We start from the raw sequence: 1,963 nt of genomic DNA, 5'->3' as shown, positions 1-1,963 counted from the left end.
GGTTCAACATGGTCTACATCCTCGTCGTGGTCGGCGTTGTGTTGCTTTGGCTAGTCACCCCGGTGGCGAGCCTGGTCATGTTCCTGCTCGTGTCAGCATTGCACTTCGGGTCCGATTGGAATGCCGATCGGGCGCCCTGGCTGCGGTTTCTCGCCGGGTTCGGACTGCTCAGCGTCCCGGCGCTGTCGCATCCCGCGCAGGTGAGTGCCTCCTACGTGGTGCTAGCCGGAGACGGAGGCGCGGTGGTCGCCAGCGTGCAAGAGTGGCTGGGGCCACTCGCCCTGGCCAGCTTGCTGCTCGCAGCCTTGATCGCTCTGCGACGTCGGGCGCACGAAAGCATCGAAATTCTGCTCGCGACCATGCTCGCCCTCACAACGGAGCCGCTGGTCTTCTTCCTGCTGTATTTCTGCGCGCTGCACAGTTTTCGGCACCTGAAGGCGGGGTTCCACGCCGAACGTGACGGGGGACGGTTGTCGGCCCTGATGGTGCTGGTGTATACCGTGGTGCCCATCCTCACTGTGAGCGCAGTGCTGGTCTGGCTCGGCCCCGGCGGCGCCCTGAGTGAGCAAATTCTGCAGGTGGTGTTTATCGGTTTGGCGGGGCTAACCGTGCCGCACATGATCGTGGTGACACACGAAAACCATCACCGTCGGGCGTCAACAGCACCCGATCTATCCTGAGAATCATTCCCGTCGAATGACTACACCGCTGTGCAGCTACGCACATGCGCGGATCGAAAAATGAACAACGACGGTTGCTCGAAAAACACTAGGATCGCCGCACCGAGACACACCCGTGATGTAGCCAAGAAGCGCTGTCGTGATGGCGTTGCTTGTGAGGATGGACCCGCCGCTGTACGTTATGCGCTTCATACCCTGATAATAGTTCGATGGCCTTGCCCCGGTTAGTGGACACGGGTTAAGCGGCGAGTTGAACTTCCGCAGTCTGTGACGAGTATTACAGTTCGAATTCAACTGGACTGACCTGCCCGATCGCGGAGTGCCGGGGGCCAGGTCATGGGCCTGTGTAGGAAATGGCGAGGGCCCACTGCGTTAGCGGTAGGCCCTCGCTCAAAGACTAGCCGATGCCTCTGATAACGCCACAGTGAGGGACTGTCTCTTAAACGGTGTTTCCGGCCTGACGCCCTGGACGTGGGTCTGGCGGGAAAGGTGCCGTGATGACGACACTTGATGCTGTGACGAAGAAGACGAAAAATGAGCCCACCCGTGAGGCGTTGGCGGCGAAGGAATGGGTGCGCCTGGCCAAGGAGCAGGGCCTGGCTCTGGACGGTCCTGATGGTCTGCTGGCCAGTTCACGAAAACGTTCCTGGAGACGGCTCTGAACGAGGAAATGACTGAGCATCTCGGTCATGAGAAGAACCGTGCCCCGGACGAGCGTGACGAATCCAACGTGCGCAACGGGACCCGGCCCAAAACGGTGATCAGTCCCTCGACGGGGCCGGTGACCATCCAGGTGCCTCGTGACCGGGACGTCACGTTCACTCCGGTGATCGTGCCGAAACGACAACGCCGTTTGACCGGGGTCGATGAGATTGTGCTGTCGTTGTATGCCCGCGGCCTCACGACCGGGGAGATCAGCGCGCACTTCAACCAGATCTACGGTGCGCAGGTATCGAAAGAGACGATCTCTCGCATCACGGACAAGGTGATCGAGGAGATGCAAACGTGGCAGTCCCGCCCCTTGAACGGCGTCTACGCGGCGATCTTCATCGACGCGATCGTCGTGAAGATTCGGGACGGGCAGGTCGCCAACCGGCCCATCTACGCGGCCATCGGCGTGACCCTGGACGGCGATAAAGATATTCTCGGGTTGTGGGCCGGCACCGGCGGTGAGGGCGCTAAATTCTGGATGTCTGTGCTGACCGACATCAAGAACCGTGGTGTCACCGACACGTTCTTCCTGGTCTGTGACGGGTTGAAAGGGCTCCCGGAAGTTGTCGGGA

1 protein-coding gene and 1 pseudogene are annotated in these 1,963 nt (G+C 60.7%); both read left to right on the top strand.

Going from position 1 to position 1,963, the window contains the following annotated elements; translation table 11 throughout:
• Window positions 1–680: Brp/Blh family beta-carotene 15,15'-dioxygenase (locus CXY75_RS00085; protein WP_146069282.1), on the top strand; the 680-nt coding region annotated here is incomplete at its 5' end.
• A 494-nt stretch (window positions 681–1,174) separates the two neighbouring features.
• A pseudogene (locus tag CXY75_RS00080) lies at window positions 1,175–1,963 on the top strand (IS256 family transposase); the annotation flags it as partial.

Origin of the sequence: Cryobacterium sp. Y11 (assembly GCF_002929535.1) — a bacterium.
GTDB lineage: Bacteria > Actinomycetota > Actinomycetes > Actinomycetales > Microbacteriaceae > Cryobacterium.
Note: the sequence above shows the minus strand (reverse complement) of the source record. Positions and strands in the feature narration are given on the sequence as shown.